Annotated in this window: 21 protein-coding genes and 1 pseudogene; 14 read left to right on the forward strand and 8 right to left on the reverse strand. The window is 71.1% G+C overall.

The genetic code is table 11. From position 1 onward, the window contains the following. The gene (carB, locus tag ACT80S_RS12655) at positions 1-3,264 is read left to right on the forward strand and encodes a carbamoyl-phosphate synthase large subunit (protein WP_377416256.1); all 3,264 of its coding nucleotides are present in this window, start codon (positions 1-3) and stop codon (positions 3,262-3,264) included. Between the two features lie 31 nt (positions 3,265-3,295). On the opposite strand, the gene ACT80S_RS12660 is transcribed toward carB, so the two are convergent. Continuing rightward, a complete protein-coding gene (locus ACT80S_RS12660; protein WP_377416258.1) occupies positions 3,296-4,915 on the reverse strand; it encodes a hypothetical protein in 1,620 nt (539 codons plus the stop codon). Between the two features lie 124 nt (positions 4,916-5,039). On the opposite strand from ACT80S_RS12660, the gene greA reads away from it, so the two are divergent. Both greA and ACT80S_RS12670 read left to right on the forward strand, forming a co-directional pair. Beyond that, positions 5,040-5,516: a transcription elongation factor GreA gene (gene greA / locus ACT80S_RS12665; RefSeq protein ID WP_377416260.1), complete on the forward strand. Its 477-nt coding sequence runs from the start codon at positions 5,040-5,042 to the stop codon at positions 5,514-5,516. Positions 5,517-5,530: 14 nt separating this feature from the next. Next, positions 5,531-5,995 carry a DUF4149 domain-containing protein gene (locus tag ACT80S_RS12670; protein WP_377416262.1) on the forward strand — a complete coding sequence of 155 codons (465 nt, stop codon included), beginning with the start codon at positions 5,531-5,533 and terminating at the stop codon, positions 5,993-5,995. A gap of 12 nt (positions 5,996-6,007) precedes the next feature. Here ACT80S_RS12670 and ACT80S_RS12675 read toward each other — a convergent pair whose 3' ends face one another. Further along, complete coding sequence (locus ACT80S_RS12675) at positions 6,008-6,481, reverse strand: YhbY family RNA-binding protein (protein WP_377416264.1); 474 nt, start codon at positions 6,479-6,481, stop codon at positions 6,008-6,010. A 32-nt stretch (positions 6,482-6,513) separates the two neighbouring features. On the opposite strand from ACT80S_RS12675, the gene ACT80S_RS12680 reads away from it, so the two are divergent. From ACT80S_RS12680 to glmM, 5 genes are all read left to right on the forward strand, one after another. Continuing rightward, positions 6,514-7,176: an RlmE family RNA methyltransferase gene (locus ACT80S_RS12680; protein WP_377416266.1), complete on the forward strand. Its 663-nt coding sequence runs from the start codon at positions 6,514-6,516 to the stop codon at positions 7,174-7,176. A gap of 127 nt (positions 7,177-7,303) precedes the next feature. Then, a complete protein-coding gene (ftsH, locus tag ACT80S_RS12685) occupies positions 7,304-9,226 on the forward strand; it encodes an ATP-dependent zinc metalloprotease FtsH (RefSeq protein ID WP_377416268.1) in 1,923 nt (640 codons plus the stop codon). Positions 9,227-9,299: 73 nt separating this feature from the next. Next, positions 9,300-10,223: an aldose 1-epimerase gene (locus ACT80S_RS12690; protein WP_377416270.1), complete on the forward strand. Its 924-nt coding sequence runs from the start codon at positions 9,300-9,302 to the stop codon at positions 10,221-10,223. A gap of 64 nt (positions 10,224-10,287) precedes the next feature. Beyond that, positions 10,288-11,151, forward strand: coding sequence for a dihydropteroate synthase (gene folP, locus ACT80S_RS12695; RefSeq protein WP_377416272.1), 864 nt, complete (start codon positions 10,288-10,290; stop codon positions 11,149-11,151). Continuing rightward, positions 11,148-12,482: a phosphoglucosamine mutase gene (glmM, locus tag ACT80S_RS12700; protein WP_377416274.1), complete on the forward strand. Its 1,335-nt coding sequence runs from the start codon at positions 11,148-11,150 to the stop codon at positions 12,480-12,482. The genes folP and glmM overlap by 4 nt, the downstream gene beginning before the upstream one ends. A gap of 72 nt (positions 12,483-12,554) precedes the next feature. Here glmM and ACT80S_RS12705 read toward each other — a convergent pair whose 3' ends face one another. From ACT80S_RS12705 to ppk2, 4 genes are read right to left on the reverse strand one after another with little or no spacing between them, the layout of a single operon-like run. Further along, on the reverse strand, positions 12,555-14,111 hold the full coding sequence (locus tag ACT80S_RS12705; RefSeq protein WP_377416276.1) for a CYTH and CHAD domain-containing protein: 1,557 nt from the start codon (positions 14,109-14,111) through the stop codon (positions 12,555-12,557). 38 nt (positions 14,112-14,149) lie between these two features. Continuing rightward, on the reverse strand, positions 14,150-14,302 hold the full coding sequence (locus ACT80S_RS12710; RefSeq protein WP_377416278.1) for a CorA family divalent cation transporter: 153 nt from the start codon (positions 14,300-14,302) through the stop codon (positions 14,150-14,152). A gap of 22 nt (positions 14,303-14,324) precedes the next feature. Continuing rightward, on the reverse strand, positions 14,325-14,867 hold the full coding sequence (locus ACT80S_RS12715; protein ID WP_377416280.1) for a CorA family divalent cation transporter: 543 nt from the start codon (positions 14,865-14,867) through the stop codon (positions 14,325-14,327). A 6-nt stretch (positions 14,868-14,873) separates the two neighbouring features. After that, on the reverse strand, positions 14,874-15,779 hold the full coding sequence (ppk2, locus tag ACT80S_RS12720; RefSeq protein ID WP_377416282.1) for a polyphosphate kinase 2: 906 nt from the start codon (positions 15,777-15,779) through the stop codon (positions 14,874-14,876). A 139-nt stretch (positions 15,780-15,918) separates the two neighbouring features. Here ppk2 and ACT80S_RS12725 point away from each other — a divergent pair, with 139 nt between their 5' ends. The 5 genes and pseudogenes from ACT80S_RS12725 (at position 15,919) to ACT80S_RS12745 (ending at position 21,317) form a co-directional block, all read left to right on the forward strand. After that, positions 15,919-16,743: a GNAT family N-acetyltransferase gene (locus ACT80S_RS12725; RefSeq protein WP_377416284.1), complete on the forward strand. Its 825-nt coding sequence runs from the start codon at positions 15,919-15,921 to the stop codon at positions 16,741-16,743. A 2-nt stretch (positions 16,744-16,745) separates the two neighbouring features. Further along, positions 16,746-17,624: a UDP-2,3-diacylglucosamine diphosphatase gene (locus tag ACT80S_RS12730; protein ID WP_377416286.1), complete on the forward strand. Its 879-nt coding sequence runs from the start codon at positions 16,746-16,748 to the stop codon at positions 17,622-17,624. Continuing rightward, positions 17,621-18,704, forward strand: a pseudogene (locus tag ACT80S_RS12735) (glycosyltransferase family 4 protein). The gene ACT80S_RS12730 and the pseudogene ACT80S_RS12735 overlap by 4 nt, the downstream one beginning before the upstream one ends. A gap of 37 nt (positions 18,705-18,741) precedes the next feature. Continuing rightward, entirely contained in the window at positions 18,742-20,856 is a 2,115-nt protein-coding gene (gene ppk1 / locus ACT80S_RS12740) for a polyphosphate kinase 1 (protein WP_377416288.1), read from the forward strand. Further along, positions 20,856-21,317 (forward strand): SixA phosphatase family protein, encoded by a 462-nt coding sequence (locus ACT80S_RS12745; protein WP_377416290.1) that lies wholly within the window; start codon positions 20,856-20,858, stop codon positions 21,315-21,317. Before ppk1 ends, ACT80S_RS12745 begins: the two co-directional genes overlap by 1 nt. A 35-nt stretch (positions 21,318-21,352) precedes the next feature. Here the strand turns inward: ACT80S_RS12745 and ACT80S_RS12750 are convergent, their stop codons facing one another. Then, positions 21,353-21,877: a hypothetical protein gene (locus ACT80S_RS12750; protein ID WP_377416292.1), complete on the reverse strand. Its 525-nt coding sequence runs from the start codon at positions 21,875-21,877 to the stop codon at positions 21,353-21,355. Positions 21,878-21,933: 56 nt separating this feature from the next. Further along, on the reverse strand, positions 21,934-23,424 hold the full coding sequence (locus ACT80S_RS12755) for a Ppx/GppA phosphatase family protein (protein ID WP_377416294.1): 1,491 nt from the start codon (positions 23,422-23,424) through the stop codon (positions 21,934-21,936). Positions 23,425-23,633: 209 nt separating this feature from the next. Here ACT80S_RS12755 and pstS point away from each other — a divergent pair, with 209 nt between their 5' ends. Continuing rightward, positions 23,634-24,671 (forward strand): phosphate ABC transporter substrate-binding protein PstS, encoded by a 1,038-nt coding sequence (gene pstS / locus ACT80S_RS12760; protein WP_377416296.1) that lies wholly within the window; start codon positions 23,634-23,636, stop codon positions 24,669-24,671. Positions 24,672-24,705 lie beyond the last annotated feature (34 nt).

Consider the following 24,705-nt stretch of genomic DNA (forward strand, 5'->3'; position numbering starts at 1 on the left):
ATGGCCAAGCGCACAGACATCAAGAGCATCCTCATCATCGGCGCCGGCCCGATCATCATCGGCCAGGCGTGCGAATTCGACTACTCCGGCGTGCAGGCCTGCAAGGCCCTGCGCGAGGAGGGTTACAAGGTCATCCTGATCAACAGCAACCCCGCGACGATCATGACCGACCCGGCCACGGCCGACGTCACCTACATCGAGCCCATCACGTGGCAGACGGTCGAGAAGATCATCGCCAAGGAGCGCCCGGACGCCATCCTGCCCACCATGGGCGGCCAGACCGCGCTGAACTGCGCGCTGGACCTGTGGCGCCACGGCGTGCTGGCCAAGTACAAGGTGGAACTGATCGGCGCCACGCCCGAGGCCATCGACAAGGCCGAAGACCGCCAGAAGTTCAAGCAGGCCATGACCAAGATCGGCCTGGGCTCGGCGCGCTCGGGCATCGCCCACAGCATGGAAGAGGCCTGGGCGGTGCAGAAGCATGTGGGCTTCCCCACCGTCATCCGCCCCAGCTTCACCCTGGGCGGCACGGGCGGCGGCATTGCCTACAACCCTGAAGAGTTCGAGACCATCTGCAAGCGCGGCCTGGAGGCCTCGCCCACCAACGAGCTGCTGATCGAAGAGTCGCTGCTGGGTTGGAAGGAGTACGAGATGGAAGTGGTCCGCGACAAGGCGGACAACTGCATCATCGTGTGCTCGATCGAGAACCTGGACCCCATGGGCGTGCACACCGGTGACTCCATCACCGTGGCCCCGGCGCAGACGCTGACCGACAAGGAATACCAGATCATGCGCAACGCCTCGCTGGCGGTGCTGCGCGAGATCGGCGTGGACACCGGCGGCTCCAACGTGCAGTTCTCCATCAACCCGAAGGACGGTCGCATGATCGTCATCGAGATGAACCCGCGCGTGTCGCGTTCGTCCGCGCTGGCCTCCAAGGCCACGGGCTTCCCCATCGCCAAGGTCGCGGCCAAGCTGGCCGTGGGCTACACGCTCGACGAGCTGCGCAACGAGATCACCGGCGGCGCGACCCCGGCGAGCTTCGAGCCCTCGATCGACTACGTGGTCACCAAGATCCCGCGCTTCGCCTTCGAGAAGTTCCCCACCGCCGACAGCCGCCTGACCACGCAGATGAAGTCCGTGGGCGAGGTGATGGCCATGGGCCGCACCTTCCAGGAAAGCTTCCAGAAGGCCCTGCGCGGCCTGGAAGTGGGCGTGGACGGCATGAACGAGAAGACCCAGGACCGCGAGACGCTGGAAAAGGAACTGGGCGAGCCCGGTCCCGAGCGCATCTGGTACGTGGGCGACGCCTTCGCCATGGGCCTGTCGGTGGACGAGGTGTACGACCTCACCAAGATCGACAAGTGGTTCCTGGTGCAGATCGAGGAGATCGTCAAGCTCGAGCTGGAGATGGACAAGCTCGCCGCCGAGAAGGGCGAGGGCGCGCTGGCTTCCCTGGACGCCACCACGCTGCGCATGTTGAAGCGCAAGGGCTTCTCCGACCGCCGCCTGGCCAAGCTGCTCAAGACCACCGACAAGGCCGTGCGCGAGCAGCGCAAGGCGCTGAACGTGCGCCCCGTGTACAAGCGCGTGGACACCTGCGCCGCCGAGTTCGCCACCAACACCGCCTACATGTACTCCACGTACGAGGACGAGTGCGAGGCCGAGCCGACGAACAAGAAGAAGATCATGGTCCTCGGCGGCGGCCCCAACCGCATCGGCCAGGGCATCGAGTTCGACTACTGCTGCGTCCATGCGGCCCTCGCCATGCGCGAGGACGGCTACGAGACCATCATGGTCAACTGCAATCCCGAGACCGTGTCGACCGACTACGACACCTCCGACCGCCTGTACTTCGAGCCGCTGACGCTGGAAGACGTGCTGGAGATCGTGGACAAGGAAAAGCCGGCCGGCGTGATCGTGCAGTACGGCGGCCAGACCCCGCTGAAGCTGGCCCTGGGCCTGGAGCGCGAGGGCGTGCCCATCATCGGCACCAGCCCGGACATGATCGACGCCGCGGAAGACCGCGAGCGCTTCCAGAAGCTGCTGCATGAGCTCAAGCTCAAGCAGCCGCCCAACGCCACGGCCCGTACCGAGGCCGAGGCGCTGGAGAAGGCCGCTGCCCTGGGCTACCCCCTGGTGGTGCGCCCCAGCTACGTGCTGGGCGGCCGCGCGATGGAGATCGTGCACGAGCAGCGTGACCTGGAGCGCTACATGCGCGAGGCCGTGAAGGTGTCCAACGACTCCCCCGTGCTGCTGGACCGCTTCCTGAACGACGCCATCGAATGCGACGTGGACTGCCTGTCCGACGGCACGCAGACCTTCATCGGCGGCGTGATGGAGCACATCGAGCAGGCCGGCGTGCACTCGGGCGACTCCGCCTGCTCGCTGCCCCCGTACTCGCTGGCCCAGGCCACCGTGGACGAGATCAAGCGCCAGACCGCCGCCATGGCCAAGGCCCTGAACGTGGTCGGCCTGATGAACGTGCAGTTCGCCATCCAGCATGTGGACGGCCAGGACGTGATCTACGTGCTGGAAGTCAACCCGCGCGCCTCGCGTACCGTGCCCTTCGTCTCCAAGGCCACCGGCATCCAGCTGGCCAAGGTGGCGGCACGCTGCATGGCCGGCCAGTCGCTGGCCGCGCAGGGCATCAGCGGTGAAGTGACCCCGCCGTACTTCAGCGTCAAGGAAGCCGTGTTCCCGTTCGTGAAGTTCCCGGGCGTGGACACCATCCTGGGCCCGGAGATGAAGTCCACCGGCGAGGTGATGGGCGTGGGCAAGACCTTCGGCGAAGCCTTCGTCAAGAGCCAGCTGGGCGCCGGCACCCGCCTGCCGCGTCCGCGCAACGCCGACGGCACGTCCACCGGCAAGGTCTTCCTCACGGTGAAGAACGGCGACAAGCCGCGCGCCGTGGAAGTGGCCCGCGAGCTGGCCAAGATGGGCTTCGAGCTGGTCGCCACCAAGGGCACCGCCGCCGCCATCACCGCCGCCGGCATCGCCTGCGGCACGGTGAACAAGGTGACCGAAGGCCGCCCGCACGTGGTCGACATGCTGAAGAACAACGAGATCGTGATGGTGGTGAACACCGTGGAGGAGCGCCGCAACGCGATCGCCGACTCCCGCGCCATCCGCACCTCGGCGCTGCTGGCCCGCGTGACCACCTTCACCACCATCGCCGGCGCCGAAGCCGCGGTGGAAGGCATGAAGTACATGGACAACCTGGACGTGTACTCGGTGCAGGAGCTGCACGCGCAGCTGGCCTGATCCCCACGCCCCGAGGCGGCCGAGGCCGCGGTCAGGTTCCCCTCTGGAGGGGACCGGCCGCGGCCTCTTTCTCTTTCAGGCGGGCGATGCGCGCATCGAGGGCTGCCTGTTCCTCGAGGTTGAGCCCCTTGCGGTCACCGCGGTCGGCCCAGGCGTGCGCGCGGGCCTGCTCGATGGCCTGGGCGAGGCCTGGAGCCATGAGCCCGGGCTGCTCGGGCTCCCCAGGCTCCGGGACAGCGGGCGCCAGGGGCTGTGAGGGCGCGGGGCGGGGCGGGGCCGGCGGGACGATCTGCGCCAAATCCTTCGCGATCTGGGCCTCGCTGCCTCCAGTGGCTCGCAGCACCAGCACCCAGGCTTCGGTGAGGGCTTCGCGCAGGGCATCGTTGATGCGGGGCTGGAGCAGCTGCCCGAGCCGGCGCAGGTAGGCCCGCGCGGCCTGCCGGTCGGCGGCGGGCAGGTCCATGCGCGCGCGCAGGGCGATCAGGCGGCCGAGGTACTGCACCGCGCTCGGCTCGAGCCGCTGCGGGTGCGTCGACACCAGCCCCAGCAGGGTGGTCACGAGGCGCTTCCAGTCGGCCTTCGCGAGGCCGTCGGCCTCCACCGGCGCGCCGTGCAGCATGGCCAGGGTCGCCGCGATGTGGTGCGCCGTGTAGCGACTCAGCAGGTTGAAGCAGCTCGGGAGCCGAGCCTGCGGGCGCTCGGCCAGGACGGGTGCCAGGAAGTGCCCGAAGGTGGCGTCGAACAGGGGCAGCTGCAGGACATCCAGCAGGCACTGCCAGCCGCGGTCCCGGTCCAGCGCGGACCAGGCTGGCACCGGCGCCCGCAGCTCTGTCCGGAAGGGCGCGATCAGCCGACCCACCACCTTCAGCAGCACCCGCTCGGAAGGGGGACGACCCTGGGCCGTGTTCTCCTTCAGCTGCGCGGCCACCGAGGCGGCCAGCAGCACGAGGGCGTGGGCACACTGGGGCACGTCGATGCGGCCCTCCTGCAGGAGCGTCATCAGCGCCTCCTGCAGCAGCTTGATCCGGCCCGGGACCATGCGCTCCCAGGGCATCGCGGCGCTGCGTCCGAGCCGGGCGATGGCCTGGGCCACCTCGACCCCGGTGATGTGGCGGTCGTGGCCCGGCTCGTCTTCCGACTGCAGCGAGGCGGCCGTGCGCAGGCTGTCGATCGTGGCGCGGGTGGCGTCGTCGCTCAGCGCATGCCGGTTGCTCCGCTGCACGACGCGCTCGAGTTGCTCCTTGCGGGAGAGCCCGGCGGCCGCCACGCGCCGGGGCTCGTCCTCGGCCAGGGCCCACAGCCGCAGCTCCTTGCGGACCACGAGCGTGAGGGTGATGAGCCCGAGGGCCACGAGCGCCGGGGTCTCGCCCGCGCTGGGCAGGTAGCCTTGGTCCTGGAGCGCCATGACGCTGCCGGCGAGGGTGGCCAGGCACAGCAGCGATGCCCCGAGCTCCATGGACGCCATCGCCCCCTCGGGCGTGCTGTACGGGTCGGGCACGCCGATCACGGGGCCCGAGGGCAGCGACTTGACGTCGTGGCCGGCCCAGGTGCGGGGGGCGGGGCCGGCCGCAGGCTGGGGCGGTGCGTGCTTGTGGTCGCGGGCGGGCAGGGCGCCCTGGAAAGGGTTGGATGATGTCTTGGCAGGGGTCATGGGCCCCTCAGTAACCGCCTCACCCCCGGGCTCCCCTCTCGATTTCGGCATAATTCGCCCATTCGACCGCCGGCTGGCAACACCGGCGGTTTCGCTTTTGGACCTCCCCCGACACCCTCAGACCATGGCCACCATCCCCATCACCAAGCGCGGCGCCGAGAAGCTCAAGGCCGAACTCCACAAGCTCAAGACCGTGGACCGCCCCTGGGTGATCAACGCGATCGCCGAGGCCCGCGCCCAGGGCGACCTCTCCGAGAACGCCGAGTACGAAGCGGCCAAGGACCGCCAGGGCTTCATCGAAGGCCGCATCCAGGAAGTCGAGGGCAAGCTCTCGGCCGCGCAGGTCATCGACCCCGCGGCGCTGGATGCCGGCGGCAAGGTCGTCTTCGGCGCGACCGTGCTGCTGGTGGACGAGAAGACCGGTGACGAGGTCACCTACCAGATCGTTGGCGAGGACGAGGCCGACCTGAAGCTGGGCCTGATCAACATCTCCAGCCCCATCGCCCGCGCCCTGATCGGCAAGGAGGAGGGCGACATCGCCGAGGTGCAGGCGCCCGGCGGCATCAAGCACTACGAAGTGGTGGCGGTCAAGTACATCTGATCGCGGACCGGCCCATGGACTGGCGCGCACGCCTCGGCCTCTTCGCCGCCGCCCTCTGGTGGGGCAGCCTCACCGCCATCGGCGCGTGGGCCGTGCCCTTGCTGTTCGTGCACCTGCCCACGCCGGCCCTGGCCGGCCAGACCGCGGCGCGCCTGTTCACCGCCCAGACCTGGGTGGCCCTGGGCTGCGGCGCGGTGCTGATGGCGGTCGCCCGGCAGTCCGCCGCGCGCGAGGAGCGCGAGGCCTCTCCCATGGCCTGGGCGAACGGCGCCCTGGCCTGGGTGGTGGCCGGGGTGCTGCTGGCGTTGCTGTCGGAGTTCGCGGTGGCCCCGCGCATCGTGGCGCGCGAGAACCTCAGGTTGTGGCACTCGCTGGGCAGCGCGATGTTCGCGCTCCAGTGGGTGTGCGCCGGGGCGGCGCTGTGGAAGCTGGCGGGGGCGGGCCGTGCCGATGAGGCCGCCCCGCGTGCCGGGGCCTAGGGTCCCTGGGGCTCAGCCCAGGCGGCCCTTCTTCACGGATTTCTGCTTGGGCTTGGCCCGCTTGACCTGGCCGCCCGGGGTCAGGCGCTGGTTGCCCAGCACGCGCACGGTGCGCACCTCGGGCCGCTGGCCGCCGCGCTTGCTGTACTTCAGGACCTTGAAGTCCCGCGGGCCGGCCTTGCGGTCCTCGTCCTCGCCGCGGGTCTTCTCGGGCATGGGGCGCCACAGCACGAGGAGCTTGCCAATGTGCTGGATGGGGGCGGCGTTGAGTTCGTCGGCCAGTTGCTGGTAGATGGCCTCACGGGCGGCGCGGTCGTCGCCGAGCACGCGGACCTTGATCAGGCCGTGGGCGTTGAGGGCGGCGTCGGTCTCTTTCTTGACCGCGGGCGTGAGGCCGTCGTTGCCGATCATGACCACGGGGTCGAGGTGGTGGGCGTCGGCGCGATGCGCCTTGCGCTCGGCGATGGAAAGTTCAATTGCGGGCATGGACCGTATTATCGGTGCCCAGGAAGTAATCAATGAAGGTCAAGACCAACAGCAAGAAGGTGAACAAGGCGTGGCTGAACGACCACGTCAACGACCCGTGGGTCAAGCTCGCCCAGAAGGAGGGCTACCGCGCCCGCGCCGCCTACAAGCTGCGGGAGATCGACGAGACCCTGGGGCTGATCAAGCCCGGCCACCTGGTGGTGGACCTGGGCTCCACGCCCGGCGCCTGGAGCCAGTACGTGCGCCGCAGGCTCTCGCCCTCGGGCGCCGCGGTGGGCGAGTTGAACGGCACCATCATCGCGCTGGACATCCTGCCGATGGAGCCGATCGAGGGGGTGACCTTCCTGCAGGGGGACTTCCGCGAGCCCGAGGTGCTGCAGCGCCTGGAGGAGGCGGTGGGCGGCCGCAAGGCCGACGTGGTGGTCTCGGACATGGCCCCCAACCTCTCCGGCATCGAGACCTCCGACGCGGCCCGCATCTCGCACCTGGTGGAACTGGCGGTCGAATTCGCCCAGGCCCACCTCAAGCCCGAAGGCGCCCTTGTGACGAAAGTATTCCATGGCAGCGGCTACAGCCAGCTCGTGAAGTTGTTCAAGGAAACTTTCCGGGTGGTCAAGCCTCTGAAACCCAAGGCCTCGCGGGACAAGTCCTCCGAGACCTTCCTTGTGGGCATCGGCCTGAAGGCGCCACGCTGACCCCGCGGGGGGAAGCCACATCCCTATGGCGGTCGTAGCCAATCTGTATCGGCCGCCGACTTGAAACCCCTAGAATGGGGCTCAACTGCCCCTGGCGCCACCCTGGCGCGCGTTCCCGGAGACTGAGTTGAACAATCAGTGGTTTTCGAAAGTAGCCGTGTGGCTGGTGATCGCCCTCGTGCTTTTCACCGTATTCAAGCAATTCGACACGCGCGGCGCGGCCGGCGCCAGTGTCATGGGTTACTCCGACTTCCTCGAGGAGGTCAAGGGCAAACGCATCAAGAACGCCGTCATCCAGGAGGGCCAGGGCGGCACCGAGATCGTGGCCGTCACCACCGACGACCGCAAGATCCGCACCAACGCCACCTACCTGGACCGCGGCCTGGTCGGTGACCTGATCAGCAACGGCGTCAAGTTCGATGTCAAGCCGCGCGAGGAGGGCTCCCTCCTCATGACCCTGCTGGTCTCCTGGGGCCCCATGCTGCTGCTGATCGGCGTGTGGGTGTACTTCATGCGCCAGATGCAGGGCGGCGGCAAGGGCGGCGCCTTCAGCTTCGGCAAGAGCAAGGCGCGCATGCTCGACGAGAACAACAACCAGGTCACCTTCGCCGACGTCGCCGGCTGCGACGAGGCCAAGGAGGAAGTCAAGGAAGTCGTGGACTTCCTGAAGGACCCGCAGAAGTTCCAGAAGCTGGGCGGCCGCATCCCCCGCGGCCTGCTGCTGGTCGGCCCCCCCGGCACCGGCAAGACGCTGCTGGCCAAGGGCATCGCCGGCGAGGCCAAGGTGCCGTTCTTCAGCATCTCGGGCTCCGACTTCGTCGAGATGTTCGTCGGCGTGGGCGCGGCCCGCGTGCGCGACATGTTCGAGAACGCCAAGAAGAACGCGCCCTGCATCATCTTCATCGACGAGATCGACGCCGTCGGCCGCCAGCGTGGCGCCGGCCTGGGCGGTGGCAACGACGAGCGCGAGCAGACCCTCAACCAGATGCTGGTGGAGATGGACGGCTTCGAGACCAACCTGGGCGTGATCGTGGTGGCCGCCACCAACCGCCCCGACATCCTGGACGCCGCCCTGCTGCGCCCGGGCCGCTTCGACCGCCAGGTCTACGTGCAGCTGCCCGACATCCGCGGGCGCGAGCAGATCCTGAACGTCCACATGCGCAAGGTGCCGATCGGCACCGACGTCAATGCCAGCGTGATCGCCCGCGGCACGCCCGGCATGTCCGGCGCCGACCTGGCCAACCTGTGCAACGAGGCCGCCCTGATGGCCGCCCGCCGCAATGCCCGCGTCGTCGAGATGCAGGACTTCGAGAAGGCCAAGGACAAGATCTTCATGGGCCCCGAGCGCAAGAGCATGGTCATGCCCGAGGAGGAGCGCCGCAACACGGCCTACCACGAGGCCGGCCACGCCCTGATCGGCAAGCTGCTGCCCAAGTGCGACCCGGTGCACAAGGTCACCATCATCCCGCGCGGCCGCGCGCTGGGCGTGACCATGAGCCTGCCCGAGAAGGACCGCTTCAGCTACGACCGCGACTACATGCTGAACCAGATCAGCATGCTGTTCGGCGGCCGCATCGCCGAGGAGGTCTTCATGAACCAGATGACCACCGGCGCTTCCAACGACTTCGAGCGGGCCACCAACCTGGCGCGCGACATGGTCATGAAGTACGGCATGTCCGAGGCGCTGGGCCCCATGGTCTACGCCGAGAACGAAGGCGAGGTGTTCCTGGGCCGATCGGTGACCAAGACCACCAACATGAGCGAGAGCACCATGCAGAAGGTGGACTCCGAGGTGCGCCGCATCATCGACGAGCAGTACGCCCTGGCCCGCCGCCTCATCGAGGAGCACCAGGACAAGATGCACGCCATGGCCAAGGCCCTGCTGGAGTGGGAGACCATCGACGCCGAGCAGCTGGACGACATCATGGCCGGCAAGCCCCCGCGCCCGCCCAAGGACTTCACGCCGCGCACGCCCACCTCGGGCGGCGACTCCGGCGGCGGCTCCGCGGTCAGCACCGACCCGAGCCCGGCGGCGCCCACCACCGCCTGACCCGCGCAAGCCCTGTTTCCAAACGGCCCCGGCAGACACACCTGCCGGGGCTTTTTGCTTCCAGACTGGGCGCATGCAGGTCCTCAGACTCGCGGCGGGCATCCTGCGCGCCGAGGTGGCGCCCCTGGCCGGCGGCTCGATCGCCGGCTTCTGGAGCGTCGCCGGCCACCAGGGGCGCATCGACTGGCTGCGCCCGGCCTCGCACGAGGCGCTGGTGCGGCGCGACCCGCTGGGCCTGTCCAGCTTTCCCCTGGTGCCGTTCTGCAACCGCATCCGCCAGGGGCGCGCGCATTTCGAGGGGCGCGACATCCGCCTGCCGCCCAACCACCCGGCGCAGCCCTCGCCGCACCCGCTGCACGGCATCGGCTGGCGCCAGCCCTGGACGGTGCAGGCCCAGTCGGACGACGCGGTCGAGCTCGCGCTGGAGGTGCCCGCCAGCCCGGCCTGGCCCTGGCACTTCGCCGCCACCCAGCGCATCGCGCTGGAAGGCGATGGCCTCTCGGTCTGGCTGGAGGCCCGCAGCCTGGACGAGGCCGCCATGCCCCTGGGGCTGGGCCACCACCCGTACTTCCCGCACCGTCCCGGCACGCGGCTGCAGGCGGCCTGCGCGGCGATGTGGGCCACCGACGCCGAGGTCATGCCGACCCGGCTCGAGACTGCGGGCGCGGTGGACCGGCTGCGCGAGGGCGTGCGGCTGTCCGAGCTGGTCCTGGACAACAACTTCACCGGCTGGGACCGCGCGGCCCGCATCGACTGGCCGGCCGACGCCCAGGGGCCGGCGCGGCACCTGCTGCTGCAGGCCGACGCGGGCCTGGACTACTTCGTCGTCTACAGCCCGGCCGGCACCGGGCACTTCTGCGCCGAGCCGGTCAGCCAGTGCACCGACTGGCTCAACCTCCTGGAGCGCTACGGGCCCGGCCCGCTCGGCGGCACGCGGCTGGCGCCGGGGGCGCGGCAGGCGGTGGGCATGCGGCTGCTGCCGCGGGTGGACGCCTGAAGGCCTGCGCCCGGAGGTGCCGGGGGCCGGGGACCGCCCAAGAGGCTGGTGGACAATCGCGGCCATGCAAGCCTCCGCAGGACCCTACTGGCAGACCTCCCGCTACCGCATCGACCTGTCCCGCCCGCGGGTCATGGGCATCGTCAACCTCACCCCCGACTCCTTCTCCGACGGCGGCCGCAACGCTTCGGCCGCGGCCGGCATCCGCCACTGCGTGCAGCTGGTGGAGGAGGGCGCCGACCTCCTGGACCTGGGCGCCGAGTCCACCCGCCCCGGCTCGCCGCCGGTGCCGCTGGACGAGGAGCTGGCCCGCCTGCTGCCGGTGCTGCGCGAGGCGGTGGCCCTGGGCGTGCCGGTCTCGGTGGACACCTACAAGCCCGAGGTGATGCGCGAGGCGCTCCAGCTCGGCGCCGACATCGTCAACGACATCTGGGCGCTGCGCCGGCCCGGCGCGCTCGATGCCGTGGCGGACCACCCGGCCTGCGGCGTCTGCCTGATGCACATGCACGGCGAGCCCACCACCATGCAGCTGGCGCCCATGGCCGGCGACCCGCTGCCCCCGGTGCGCGCGATGCTGCTCGAGGCCACCCGGGCCCTGGCCGCGCGCGGCGTGGCGGCCGGCCGCATCGCCTGGGACCCGGGCATCGGCTTCGGCAAGACCCCGGCCCAGAACTTCGCGCTGCTGGCCCGCCAGGGCGAGCTGCTCGCCGAGGGCCACCCGCTCCTGGTGGGCTGGTCGCGCAAGTCCTCCCTGGGCGCTGCCACCGGCCTGCCGGTGGACCAGCGCCTGGCGCCCAGCGTGGCCGCCGCCCTGCTGGCGGTGGAGCGCGGCGCACGCATCGTGCGCGTGCACGACGTGCGCGAGACGGTGGCGGCGCTGCAGGTGCGCCAGGCCGTCCTCCAACAGGAAGCACAATTCCAGCCATGACCCGCAAATACTTTGGCACCGACGGCATCCGCGGCACCGTGGGCCGCGCGCCCATCACGCCCGACTTCGTCCTGCGCCTGGCCCACGCGGTGGGCCGCGTCCTCAAGCAGTCCGAGTCGCGCCCCACCGTCCTGATCGGCAAGGACACCCGCATCTCCGGCTACATGCTGGAGAGTGCGCTGGAGTCCGGCTTCAACTCCGCGGGCGTCGACGTCGTCCTGCTCGGCCCGCTGCCCACGCCCGGCGTGGCCTACCTCACGCGGGCCCTGCGCGCCAGCCTGGGCGTGGTGATCTCCGCCAGCCACAACCCGTTCGAGGACAACGGCATCAAGTTCTTCAATGCGCTGGGCGCCAAGCTGCCGGACGACTGGGAGCTGGCCGTCGAGGCGGCGCTGGAGGAGGCACCGCAATGGGCCGACTCGGCGAACCTGGGCAAGGCGCGCCGCCTCGACGACGCGGCCGGCCGCTACATCGAGTTCTGCAAGAGCACCTTCGACAGCAACCTCACCCTGCGCCGCACCCGGGTCGTGGTCGATGCCGCCCACGGCGCGGCCTACCACATCGCCCCGCTGGTGTTCCACGAGCTGGGCGCCGAGGTCCACACCATCGGCTGCGCCCCGGACGGCCTGAACATCAACCGCGGCGTGGGCGCCACCCACCCCGAGGCGCTGGTGCAGGCGGTGCGGGAGAAGGGCGCCGACTTCGGCATCGCGCTGGACGGTGACGCCGACCGGCTGCAGCTGGTCGACGGCGAGGGCCGCCTCTACAACGGCGACGAGCTCCTGTACCTGATGGCGGCCGACCGCCTCGCGCGCGGCGAGCCGGTGCCCGGCGTGGTCGGCACCCTCATGACCAACATGGCGGTGGAACTGGCCCTGCGCGATCGCGGCGTGGCGTTCGTGCGCGCCAAGGTCGGCGACCGCTACGTGCTCGAGGAGCTCGAGCGGCGCGGCTGGCTGCTGGGAGGCGAGGGCTCCGGCCACCTGCTGGCGCTGGACAAGCACACCACGGGCGACGGCCTGGTCAGCGCCCTGCAGGTGCTGCAGGCCTGCCGCCGCAGCGGCCGCACGCCGGCGCAGATGCTCGAGGGCGTCACGCTGTTCCCGCAGACCCTGCTGAACGTGCGCCTGCAGCCGGGCCAGGACTGGCAGGCCAGCGCGCCGCTGGCCGAGGCCACACGCGCGGTCGAGGCCCGCCTCGCGGGGCGCGGGCGCATCCTGATCCGCGCCAGCGGGACCGAGCCGGTGCTGCGGGTGATGGTGGAAGCGCCCGATGCGGCCCAGTCGCGCGAGTGCGCGCAGCAACTGGCCGAGGCCGTGCAGGCGGGCTGACGCCTGGAAGACGCGGGGCGCCGGGCCTGCTGCGGCGGATGGCGGCGTCCGAGGCGCCCGCGAACCCCGCCCTCACTTCTCCCAGAACGGCCGTACCTGCGCGAGGTCACGCAGCGCCGCCTGGCTGCGCGCCAGCTGCCGGCGCCGCCGGCGTTCCAGCCACGCCAGGGCGAAGGCGGCGGTCTCGTCGCCGGGCGCCAGGTCGGCGCAGGCCGCGACCGCCACCAGCGTGTCGTTGTAGCGGCCCAGCGCCTCCTGCGCCGGCGCGAGCGCCTCCAGGAACCGCGCCAGCCGGCGGCCGGGGAACAGCGGCGCCGCGCTCTCGGCCAGGTACCGCAGCCGCTTCAGGCGCTTGCGAACCCGGTGCTGCAGCGCGATGTCGAGCTTGCGCAGGCGGTGGCCGTCGTCCAGCACCTGGCGCCACAGCGCCTGCAGGCGCGGGCGCAGCGCGCGGCGCGGCGGGGTGTCGTACTCGTCGCCCGAGCCCAGGGCGTCGGCGCGGGCCAGCAGGGCGAGCAGGGCATCCTGGAACGCCGGGTCGCGGGCCGCCGCCTCGGCGGACGCGGCCTGCGGGGCCTCGGCGCCGCCGGCGGGCGCCTCGGGCACTTCGGGCTCGGGGAAGGAGAACGGCCTGCCGGCGGCAGCCTCGATCCGGTCCTGCAGGCCCCGCAGCACATGCTCGCGATCGCGCTGCGCGCCGAGGATGCGGAAGGACCTCGCCAGCACCTCCTCGTAGCGGCCGCCCTCGGCGGCCAGCGGCGGCCACTCGCGCAGCGCGGTGCGCAGGCGGCGCAGGCCGGTACGCAGCTGGTGCACAGGCTCCTCGTCGGGGCTGCCGGCGGCGACCGCGTCGGCATGGGCGATCACCTGGCCCAGGGCCGCCTCGAGCACGGCGGCAGCCGCGGCGCCGAGCCGGGCGTCCCGCGCATACGCCGGGGCGGCGCCCGGGGCCGGCGGCGCAGGGGCCAGGCCCTGCGCGAGCCGGTGGCCGCGCGCCGCCTTGCTGGCCAGGCTGATCCACAGCCCGTGGCGCTCGCGCCACTTGCGCGCCAGCTGCAGCAGGTCGCCGGTGCTGCCCTCGAGCAACTCGAACTCGATCTCGCGCACCGGCAGGCGCCGCGTCCCGGCGACCAGCTCGCCCTCGTCCAGCGCGATCTCGATGCGGCTGGCGCCTTCGGCGACCTCGCGCACCAGGCGCTCGACGCACACCTCGAAGACCGCCTCCAGCGGCGGCATCGCCTGCCGGGGCGCCAGCCCCAGCGCCTGGCGCAGCGCCGCGCGCACGGCGGGCCGGCGGTGGCGCGCCAGGTCCGGCGCGGGCGCCGGGCCGCCGGCCGGGGCCGCCAGCGCGAGGTTGTCCTCCAGCCGCGCCAGCAGGCCGGTGCCGCCGGCCTTGAGCGTCTGGACCCAGCGCTCGCCCTCGCGCCGCACGCGCAGGGCGATGCCGGCGGCTGCCAGCGCGCGGCCGGGGGTGTCGTGGTAAACCGCATGCAGCGGCAGCCGCCGGGACTGGGCCGGCCGCAGGGACTGGCGCACGCCCTCCCAGGCCTCGGGCGGGACGTGGAGCTTGACCTCCCGCTCGGTCGGCGCGGGGCCGGAGCCGGACGGGTCTCGGGGGTGTGCGGGCATCAGGCGTCCATTGTCGTCGCGGGAGCCCGGGCGCGGGGTCAGTCGTCGCGGCGCCGGGCCACCAGCCAGGTCGCGCCGATCGCGAAGAACGCCAGCAATGCCGCGATCACCCAGAACCCGTGCGCGTCGTCGGCCAGGGGGATGCCGCCCACGTTCATGCCGAACAGGCCGGCGACGATGTTGATCGGCACAGGGCCAGCACTGTCATCACGGTCAGCATGAACACACGATGTCGGTCAGCACGTCGCACTGCTCGTGCAGCAGGTGCTCCAGCAGCACCATCGGCGTGGCCAGCGGCTCGCCGCCCTTGATGCGGGTGCGCAGGGCGTCGATGGACCGCAGCCGCTGCTGCCGGCCGGTGACCACCAGGCCCCGGTCCAGGCAGACCCACAGCGTGGCCAGGTCGCCGGGGTCGTAGTCGAAGTCGAACATCACGTCGTTGACCACGGCCACCAGGCTGTCGGCGTCGCGCTCGACGCGGGTCGAGCGCACGGGGCTGCCCAGCGCCTCGAAGAAACCGTCCGAGACCCGGGCGTGGCGCTCCAGCCAGCGCGCGGCGCCGGCGTGGGCCAGATCGAAGTGCAGCCAGAGGAAGCCGCCGTCGGTACGCCCGTCCCGGCCCTGCGCCAGGCTGCGGGCGGCCCGCGCGGAGTCGATCGTCCGGGCCGGCTGGCCGGGGGCGAACGCGAAGCCGGTGATCAGCCCGGCCTCGTCAGCCCCCCACACCGGCCCGCAGGGCGTGGTGCGAAAGTCCACGGACGATCAGTACCGCTGGGGCACGTGCATCTCCGGCGGCACCGGGTGGCGCTCGTAGTCCTCGTGCCGCACCCGCTGGGGCAGCCGCACCTCGGGGTGGGGCACGTCGCCGTAGGGCACCTGCGCCAGCAGGTGGTCGATGCAGTTCAGGCGCGCCCTCTTCTTGTCGTCGGCCGGGACCACCCACCACGGCGCCTCGGCGATGTGGGTGCGCTCCAGCATGGTCTCCTTGGCGCGGGTGTAGTCCTCCCAGCGCCGGCGCGACTCCAGGTCCATGGGACTGAGCTTCCACTGCTTGAGGGGGTCGTGGATCCGGCTGAGGAAGCGCGAGTGCTGCTCCTCGTCCGAGATCGAGAACCAGTACTTCAGCAGCTGGATGCCCGCGCGCGCCAGCATGCGCTCGAACTCCGGCACCGAGCGGAAGAACTCCTCGTACTGGTCGTCGCTGCAGAAGCCCATGACCTTCTCGACGCCGGCGCGGTTGTACCAGCTGCGGTCGAACAGCACGATCTCGCCGGCCGCCGGCAGGTGCGTGGCGTAGCGCTGGAAGTACCACTGCGTGCGCTCGCGGTCGTTCGGGGCGGGCAGGGCGACCACGCGGCACACCCGCGGGTTCAGGCGCTGCGTGATGCGCTTGATCACGCCGCCCTTGCCGGCGGCGTCGCGGCCCTCGAACAGCACCACCATCTTGTGGCCGGTGGCCACCACCCAGTCCTGCAGGCGCACCAGCTCGCCCTGCAGGCGCAGCAGCTCGCGGAAGTAGGTGCGGCGCTCGCGCTTTTCCTCGGGACTGAGCGCGATCTCGTGGCCGTCCCTGTCGAACGGGCGGTCCTCCAGCTCGAGTTCGAGCTCCTCGTCGTAGCTGTCGATGATGTCGCGCCGGAGGCGGAAATCGGGGTCCAGGGCAGTCATGGCCGGATGCTGGCGGCGCTACGTGACGCCGCCGTGACGCCGCCAGCGCCCCCGGGAGGTCACCGAAATGACACGGGCCTGCCATGCCGGCGTCACGCGCGCCTCCCACACTGCCCGGCACAAACCCAGGAGGTGCAACGTGAAAGAACTCCCGACCCCGACGATGCCGCTGTCGCCGATCTCCCTGCCCCGGGGGTCACTTCACCGTGGCGATCGCCAGCAAGCTGCGGGGGGCCCTGGGGCGATTGCCGTGGCCTGGGCACGCCACCAGGACGAAGTCCGCGAGGCCCAGCGCCTGAGGTTCGACGTCTTCGCCGGCGAGATGGGCGCGCGCCTGAACACGCCGCAGGCCGGGCACGACATCGACCTGTTCGACGACTTCTGCGAGCACCTGCTGGTGCGCGACGAGGCCAGCGGCCAGGTGGTGGGCACCTACCGCGTCCTCACCCCGGCCCAGGCCCGCCGCGTCGGCGGCTTCTACAGCGACGGCGAGTTCGACCTCACCCGCCTGCGCGGCCTGCGCGGTCGCATGGTCGAACTCGGTCGCAGCTGCGTCCATCCCGACCACCGCCACGGCGGCGTGATCCTCGCCCTGTGGGGCGCGCTGGCCGAGTTCATGGTCCGCAACGACCTGGACACCATGATCGGCTGCGCCAGCATCCCCATGCTGCACGAGGGCGTGGTCAGCGGCGATATCGCGGCCAGCATCTGGAAGCAGGTGCAGCGCACCCACCTGGCGCCCATCGAGTATCACGTGCGACCGCGCCTGCCGCTGCCGGTGGACGACCTCGACGGCGACCTGCCGGTGGAGCCGCCCGCCCTGATCAAGGGCTACCTGCGCCTGGGCGCCAAGGTGCTGGGCGCGCCGGCCTGGGACCCGGACTTCAACACCGCGGACCTGCCGATGATGATGCGGATCGGCGACCTGCCGCCCCGTTACCGCAAGCACTTCCTGGGGCGCTGAGCATGCGCGCCGCCTTCGATGCCCTCGCTCCTTTCGCCGCGGGCATCGCGGCGGACGCGGGCGTTGACGCCGCCGGCCACGAACCGGAGCGCCGTCGCTTCCGCGCGGTCTTCATCTCCGACCTGCACCTGGGCACCCCCGGCTGCCAGGCGCAGGCGCTGCTGGCGTTCCTGAAGCACCACACCTGCGAGCACCTGTACCTGGTGGGCGACATCATCGACGGCTGGCAGCTGCGCCGGCGCTGGTACTGGCCCCAGGCCCACAACGACGTGGTGCAGAAGATCCTGCGCAGCGCCCGCAAGGGCACGCGGGTGGTCTACGTGCCCGGCAACCACGACGAATTCGCCCGCCAGTTCGCCGGCCACCCCTTCGGCGGCATCGAGCTGGCGGAGGAGGCCGTGCATGTCACCGCCGACGGCAAGCGGCTGTGGGTGATCCACGGCGACCTGTACGACGGCGTCGTGCAGTACGCCAGGTGGCTGGCCTACCTGGGCGACTCGCTCTACGAGCTGCTTCTCAAGCTCAATCGCCACCTGAATTCGCTGCGCGCCCGCCTCGGGCTGCCGTACTGGTCGATGTCGGCCTACCTGAAGCGCAAGGTCAAGGGCGCGGTCAGCTTCATCAGCGACTTCGAGTCCGCCGTCGCCCAGGAGGCGCGCCGGCGCGGGCACCAGGGCGTGGTCTGCGGCCACATCCACCATGCCGAGATGCGCGACATCGGCGGCATCCTGTACTGCAACGACGGCGACTGGGTCGAGAGCCGTTCGGCGCTGGTCGAACACCATGACGGCCGGCTCGAAATCGTCCACTGGAATTCCCCGGTGCACGCCGCGCCGGCCTGGCGCCCGCACGCGGAGGCGCAGCAGGAGGTCCACCCGTGAGGATCGCCCTGGTCACAGACGCCTGGCTGCCGCAGGTCAACGGCGTGGTGACCACGCTGGTCGAATTGCGCCGCGAGCTGGAGGCCGGGGGGCATGAGGTGCTGGTGGTCGAGCCGCGCCAGTTCCGCACCTGGCCCTGCCCGGGCTACCCCGGGATCGACCTGGCGCTGCGGCCGGGGCGGGCGCTGGCGCAGCGGCTGGACGCGTTCGCGCCCGACGCGATCCACCTGGCCACCGAGGGCCCCCTGGGCTGGGCCGCCCGCCGCTACTGCCTGCGCCGCGGCCTGGCGTTCACGACCGCCTTCCACACCAAGTTCCCGGAGATCCTGCAGGCGGCGCTGCGGGTGCCGCTGTCCTGGGGGTATGCGCTGTTCCGCCGCTTCCACCGGCCCTCCTGCGGCGTGATGGTGCCCACGCAGGGCGTGCTGCGGATGCTGGAGGCGCGCGGCTTCCGCAACCTGCGGACCTGGACGCATGGCGTCGACACCACCCAGTTCCGCTTCCAGCCGCAGCCGTGCGCCTTCGAGGCGCTGGAGGGCGTGGCCCGCCCGGTGAGCCTGTTCGTCGGCCGGGTCTCGTACGAGAAGAACATCGAGGCCTTCCTGCGCCTGCCCCTGCCCGGCACCAAGGTGGTGGCCGGCGTCGGGCCGCTGGAGGCGCGCCTGAAGGCCCGCCACCCGCAGGTGAAATGGGTCGGCGTGCTGGCGCGCGACGAGCTGGCACGCCTCTACGGCGCGGCGGACCTGTTCGTCTTTCCGAGCCGCAGCGACACCTTCGGCCTGGTGATGTGCGAGGCGATGGCCACCGGCACGCCGGTCGCGGCCTTCCCCGTGGACGGGCCCAACGAAGTGCTGGCGCGGCGCGACGCCAGCGGGCGCAGCCTCGGCGGGGTGATGGACGAGGACCTGGCCGAGGCCTGCCGGCAGGCCCTCACCGTGCGCCGCGCCGAGGCGCGCGCGCGCCATGGACTTCAGCTGGTCGCGGGCCGCGGGCCTGTTCACGTCGTTCCTGGTGCCGGCGCGTGGCGTGGCCGCCGCACCCGGGTCGTCAGGTGTCACCGGACTGTCACCAAACGCGTGAATAGTGTCACCATTGAGTCACGATAACGACATCACCCATGGACTCCCTCATCCCCGTCGCCGGGGGCACCGAGGAGGGTGCCCCGGTCCCGTTCCTGGACCGCGATCACAGCATCCTCGGCTTCAACGAGCGCGTGCTCGACTGGGCCCGCCGCCCCGGCGTGCCGCTGCTGGAGCGACTGCGCTACCTGACCATCGTCTCCTCCAACCTCGACGAGTTCTTCGAGGTGCGGGCGGCACCCCACCTGGCGGCCGCCAAGGCCGGTGACGCCAAGGGCGCCTACTCCATCGAGTCCTTCCACCGGCTCGCCGGCGCGGCGCACCGCCTCGTCGAGCGGCAGTACGCGCTGTACAACGACCACCTCATGCCGGCCCTGGCCAAGGCCTCGATGGCCATCGTCTCGCACGGCGAGCGCGACGCCGCCCAGCGCCGCTGGGTCGACGAGTACTTCGCCCGCGAGGTCCGGCCGCTCCTGATCCCGGTCGGCCTCGACCCCGCGCACCCGTTCCCGCTGGTGGCGAACAAGTCCCTGAACTTCATCGTCCGCCTCGGCGGCAAGGACGCCTTCGGCCGCGACAACGACATCGCGATCGTCAAGGTGCCGCGCGTGCTGCCTCGCCTGATCCGCATGCCGGCCCGCGTCTCCGGCGGGCGCACCCTGTTCGTGCTCCTGTCCAGCGTGATCCGCGCGCACCTGCAGGACCTGTTCCCCGGCCGCGAGGTCTCCCAGTTCTCGCAGTTCCGCGTCACGCGCCACTCCGACCTCGCGGTCGACGAGGAGGAGGTGAGCAACCTGCGGACCGCGCTGCGCATGGGGCTGCAGCAGCGGCACTACGGCCAGGCCGTGCGGCTGGAGGTCTCGTCCGGATGCTCCGAGCACCTGGAGGGCCTGCTGCGCGAGCACTTCGAGCTGCCGCACGAGGCGGTGTACCGCGTGCCGGGCCCGGTGAACCTCGTGCGCCTGCAGCAGATGATCGACCTGGCCAACGCGCCGCAGCTGCTGTTCCCGCCCTACAAGCCCTCGTATCCGCACCAGTTGGTGACGGGGCACTCGATCTTCGAGCGCCTGCGGCAGGGGGATGTCCTGATCCACCAGCCCTTCGAGAGTTTCGACGGCGTGCTCGACTTCCTGCGAGAGGCGGTCGACGACCCGCAGGTGCTGGCGATCAAGCAGACGATCTACCGCACCGGTTCGGACTCCGCCATGATGGACCTGCTGCGCGAGGCGGTCCGCAAGGGCAAGGAGGTCACCGCGGTCGTGGAGCTGAAGGCGCGCTTCGACGAGGAGGCCAACATCAACTGGGCGGAGAAGCTCGAGTCCATCGGCGCGCAGGTGGTGTACGGCATCGTGGGCCTCAAGACCCACGCCAAGATGCTGCTGGTCACGCGCCGCGAGGGGCGCCAGCTCGTTCGCTACGGCCACCTGTCCACCGGCAACTACAACCCGCGCACGGCCCGCCTGTACACCGACCTGAGCCACCTCACGGCCGACCCCAGGCTCACCGCCGACATGGACAGCGTCTTCACCCACCTGGCCAGCCAGGTCCGGGTGCCCCGGCTGAACCGCATGCTGATGGCGCCGTTCCAGCTGCATGCCCGCCTGATCGAGAAGATGGACGCGCTGGCGCAGGCCGCGCGCCAGGGCGTGAAGGGCCGCATCGTCCTGAAGATGAACGCCCTGACCGACGAGCCGCTGATGCACGCGCTGGTGCGCGCCGGGGCTGCGGGCGTGAAGATTGACCTGGTCGTGCGCGGCGCGTGCATGCTGCCGGCCGGCGTCGCCGGCGTGACCGACAACATCCGGGTACGCTCGGTGATCGGGCGCTTCCTCGAGCACACGCGGGTGTTCTACTTCCGCAGCGGCGAGGACGAGGCGCTGTACCTCTCGAGTGCCGACTGGATGAACCGCAACATGCTGCGCCGCATCGAACTCGCCTGGCCGGTCGAGGACCCGGCGCTGCGCCAGCGCATCATCGACGAGTGCCTGGTCGCCTACCTCCACGACGGGCGTGATGCCTGGGACCTGATGCCCGACGGCCGCTATTACCGCGCCGAGGGCGCCGAGCGCGCTGGCAGCCACGGCGCGCAGGACGCGCTGATGGCGCGCTACGCCGGCCGCGACGCGGTCGCGCCCGGCGGCGGGAGCCGTTGATGGACCTGGTCCTGTGGCGCCACGCCGAAGCCGAGGACGCGCCGCCGGGCGGCGATGACCTGGCGCGCGCGCTGACGGCGCGCGGCGAGCGCGATGCGGTCCGCATGGGCCAGTGGCTCGACGGCAAGTTGCCCGAGACCGCGCGCGTCCTGTGCAGCCCGGCCCGCCGCTGCGAACAGACGGCCTTGGCGCTGGGCCGCAAGTACAGGCTCCGCCCCGAACTGGCGCCGGACGCCGAGCCCCACGCCCTGCTCGAGGCGGCGCAGTGGCCGGCCTCGCGCCTGCCGGTGCTGCTGGTGGGGCACCAGCCGACCCTCGGGCGTGTCATCGCCCAGGTGCTCGGGATCCAGGCCGGCGGCTGCGCCGTGCGCAAGGGGGCGGCCTGGTGGCTGCGCGCCCGCGAGCGCGACGGGCAGCTGCAGGTGGTGGTCGTGGCGGTGATGCCGCCCGACCTGGCCTGAGGCAGCGGCCCCCCGCAGGGGGCCGAAGCGGCCGCTCAGGCCTTCGCCGGGCGGCCGGTCTTGATCGCCGGCACGGCCTTGACGGCCGCCAGGAACGCGGCGTCGCCCATCGCGGCCAGCGCCATCAGGCCGGCGCGCAGCAGCTCGCTCTTCTTGGCCGGGGCGCCGGCCTTGGCGGCGCGCTGCTTGAGGCCGTCGAGGGCTTCGTACTCCGGCTTGGGGATGGTGAAGCTGTCACGCACCATCTTCGGCTTGCGCGGCTTGTCGGCCTTTTCCAGCTTCACGGGCTTGGGGGCCTTGGGCGTCTTGGGGGCCTTGCCGTCTTTCGCGGACTTCGCCGGGGCCTTCACGGCCTTCGCGGGCGCCTTGGCGGCCTTGGCCTTGCCGGTGGCGGGCTTGCCGGCAGCCACGGGCTTGGCCGGTGCGGCGGCCGCTGGCGCGGGGGCAGCCAGGGCGGCTGCGGCGGCCGGGGCCTTGGCGGGCAGGGTGGCCGGCTTGACCTCGGCCTTCGCCTTGGCGACGGGCTTGCGGGAAGGTGCCTTCTTGGCGACGGTGGTCACGGTGAGTCGCTCCTCTCTTTGAAAACGGTATATACAGTTTATACCGTTTCAGGCGATCACTCCACCAGGCTGAACCGCCACGACGCCTTCTGCCAGGACTGCATCTCCTCGCGCAGCAGGTGCGCCGACTGCGGGTAGCTCGCGGCCCAGCCGGGCGGCAGGCGCAGCGACATGGCCTGCCCGGCGCGTTCCAGCTGCAGGCCCTCCAGGTTCGGCTCGCGCCGCGCGTGGCACAGGATCACCGCCAGGCGCAGGCACAGCAGCTGGTGCACCAGCACCTCGTCGTCGAACGCCGCCTCGAGCTTGCGCAGCTTGCCGCGGTGCCCCAGCACCAGCAGGCCGAGCCGGTGCAGCTCGGTCTGCGCGAAGCCCGGTGCGTCGGCGTGGTCGAGGATGTAGGCGCCGTGCTTGTGGTAGCTCTCGTGCGCGATGCGCATGCCGATCTCGTGCAGCTGCGCCGCCCAGGACAGCTTGTGCTTCTGGCGCTCGTGCTCCTCGGACGGGGCCTCGTCCGCGCGCAGCTGCCCGAACAGGTGGCAGGCCACCTGGCCCACGCGCCGGGCCTGGGCCGCGTCCACGTTGAAGCGGGTGGCGAGCCGGTTCACGGTGGCCGAGCGCAGGTCGCCCTGCAGGTGCTCCCGGTCCAGGAGGTCGTACAGCACGCCGTGTCGCAGCGCGCCCTGGGCCACATGCATGGTGTCGATCTGCAGCAGGTCGAACACGGCCATCAGCACGCTGATGCCGCCGCCGATCACGGGACGGCGGTCCTCCTTCAGCCCCTCGATCTGCAGGCGGTCGGCGCGGCGCGCGGTCAGCAGCCGGGCGCGCAGCCACTCCAGCGCCTCGCGGGAGACCGTGCCGGCGTCCCAGCCCGTGGCGGCGAGCACGTCGCCCACCGCGCCGATGGTGCCGGACGAGCCGTACGCCCGGTCCCAGCCCTCGCGGGGATAGGCCGACAGCGCCTCGTCGAGCACCGCCTTGGCCGCCACCTCGGCGCGCTCGAACGCGGCCTCGGTGAATTCGCCCTTCGGGAAGTACTTCTGGGACCAGGCCACGCTGCCGACGCGGTAGCTCTCCATGACCCGCGCGTCGTAACCCTGGCCCAGGATCATCTCGGTGGAGCGGCCGCCGATGTCGACCACCAGGCGGCGCTCGTCGGACTGGGGCAGCAGGTGGGTGACGCCCTGGAAGATCAGGCGGGCCTCCTCGCGGCCGGCGATGACGTCGATGGGAAAGCCCAGGAGCGGGTGGGCCCCGGCCAGGAACTCGCCGGCATTGCGGGCCTCGCGCAGGGTCTGGGTCGCCACCGCGCGGACCTGGCGGCGCTTGAAGCCGGCCAGCCTCTCGCCGAAACGGGCCAGGCAGTCCCAGCCGCGGCGCATGGCGTCCTCGGTGAGGTTGCGCGAATCGTCGAGCCCGCCGCCCTGGCGCACGGTTTCCTTCAGGTATTCGATGCGACGAATCTGGCCGTCCTCGTAGCGGCCGATCTCCAGTCGGTAGCTGTTGGATCCTAGGTCGATGGCAGCAAGCAGCGTTCCGTTTTCCATACGAATTTCTTATCTTTCCCCGGGCCGGGTCGAAGTGGGCCCTCGCCGGAAGGCAATGGTGTGACGAGTTTATTGCGCCGGTATGACGGATCCAGACCCGCCGGGTGCGCCTGCGATTTGTCACATGTCTGTCATTTGCCCTGCCTAGACTGCAACCCGTCACGCACCACCCCCCGTGTGGCACGCATTCCCAACCAAGGATGGATCCCATGAACCTGAATCGTCGCTCGGCCGCCGTCGGCCTCATCTCCCTGTCGTTCGCCGGCCTCGCCTTCGCCCAGGAAGTCACCGGTGCCGGCGCCTCGTTTCCGGCGCCCCTGTATGCCAAGTGGGCTGCCGACTACAACAAGGCCACGGGCGTGAGGGTCAACTACCAGTCCGTCGGCTCGGGCGCCGGCATCAAGCAGATCGATGCCAAGACCGTCGCCTTCGGCGCCTCCGACATGCCCCTGGCCGACGAGGAGCTGGCCAAGAAGGGCCAGATCCAGTTCCCCACCGTCATCGGCGGCGTGATTCCCGTGATCAACATCCAGGGCATCGCCGCCGGCCAGCTGCGCCTGAGCGGCCCGGTCCTGGCCGACATCTACCTGGGCAAGATCGCCAAGTGGAATGACGCCGCCATCAAGGCCCTGAACCCCAGCCTGAACCTGCCCGACGCCGCCATCGCCCCGGTGCGCCGCGCCGACGGCTCCGGCACCAGCTTCATCTTCACCAACTACCTGTCCAAGGTCAGCCCCGAGTGGAAGTCCAAGGTCGGCGAGGGCACCGCGGTGAACTGGCCCACCGGCACGGGTGGCAAGGGCAACGAGGGCGTGGCCGCCTTCGTGGGCCGCCTGCCCAACTCGATCGGCTACGTCGAGTACGCCTACGTCAAGCAGAACAAGATGAACTACGCCCAGATGCAGAACGCCGCGGGCAAGTTCGTGAACCCGGACGACAGCGCCTTCAAGGCCGCCGCCGCCGGCGCCAACTGGGCCAAGAGCTTCTACCAGATCCTGACCAACCAGCCGGGCGACCAGTCCTGGCCCATGACCGGCGCCACCTTCATCCTGATGCACAAGTCGCAGGACAAGCCGGCCGAGGCCGCCACCGCCCTGAAGTTCTTCGACTGGGCCTACAAGAACGGCGACAAGGTCGCCGACGACCTGGACTACGTGCCGATGCCGGCCGCCGTCAAGCAGCAGATCGAGAAGCTGTGGGCCACTGAAATCAAGGACGCCTCCGGCAAGCCGATCGCCTTCCGCTGACCCGTCGCGGCGCCCTGCGGGGCGCCGCCCGGCC

Source organism: Ramlibacter sp. MAHUQ-53 (assembly GCF_052600055.1).